Below are 1,172 nucleotides of genomic sequence, written 5' to 3'. Positions count from 1 at the left end.
ACCATTCTTAGCGACGGTCAAAAAGATGAAATCATCCGCCATGTTGTCCAACATCGGATGGCTTTAATCGACTCAGAGAACCACAGCCAAATTCGTATTGCTAAAGGAACTTTGGCCCCAAAGAATCTGGATAATTTACCTTGGAATCAAGAAAAAGCAGATAGTAGCGGCATCGATATTATCATCCCGCTTTCCAGCTTTAAAGGTCAAAAACCTAAAGTTGGCTATTATGAAATAGATACTTGGATAGGAGCTAAAAGTATATCCCAAAATGGCAAAAGCCGAACTGGTGAACTTAATTTAACAGAAGATACACTTCCCACTTTAACTACCCGTGCCCTAGAATTAGTAGAACTTGCTAAAGACCCACGCAAACTTGCCGCAGACTTCATCAAAACCTACGAAAAACAAGCTTTAATTCGTCGGGAAGCTACTGTTCAATCTGACTCGGAAGAAAGCCCGATTACCCTTGAAGAAGTAGAAGAAGCGGCCCTAGAATCAATGTATGAAATGATAGGGCAAGATGAAACGATTACAGATGAAATGGCTTCTCTTTTGGAGAAAGAAACTCAACAAGAGATGCTAATTTACAAAGCCCTCAAAACAGCCCAAGAAAATAATACCCTAGAGCAAATTGTAGAAAATGGTTATATTGCGAACAAATTAAATGATTATATCCGTAAACAAAAAATTGATATTGTTAGTGGTGGTGCAATAAAATGGAATCGGGCTATCATTATCCCTAGCAAAGATTTAAATGATGACCAAATTTGTGTACCGGGTTTACCAATGGGAGAAGATATTATAAACTTCCGTTCTCCCTGTCTACTTCGTACTGATGTCGCCATCCAAACTAATACCCAAACCGATGATATTTTAGACCCTAAAGGTCGTCCCCTGGTTGGTGTATTCGCTGTATCAGATGAACCACTAGATAAATACGTTGAACGGCGAACCCAGGAAATAAAAGCTGGCATTAACCCTGAAATCGGTATTAGAAATAACACATTAGAGAAAAAGGCCGGTCAAGACTATGACGGGGATACAAAAGCAGCAGCGCTTGCTAAGAATTACCCCTCTTATGTTGCCTATCTCCGCCAAATGCAATTGCCAGAAAATGATTATGCACCAGTCAAAAAAGAGGAAAAACTATCGTTTGGTAATGCTACTAT

The 1,172-nt window shown here is 39.5% G+C and carries 1 protein-coding gene; it reads left to right on the top strand.

The window, feature by feature from the left end; all coding sequences use genetic code 11:
* On the top strand, positions 1-1,172 hold a 1,172-nt coding region (locus NG798_RS27720), incomplete at both ends, for a hypothetical protein (protein WP_261226946.1).

Origin of the sequence: Ancylothrix sp. D3o (assembly GCF_025370775.1) — a bacterium.
GTDB lineage: Bacteria > Cyanobacteriota > Cyanobacteriia > Cyanobacteriales > Oscillatoriaceae > Ancylothrix.
This window is presented reverse-complemented; position numbering and strand designations above follow the sequence as displayed.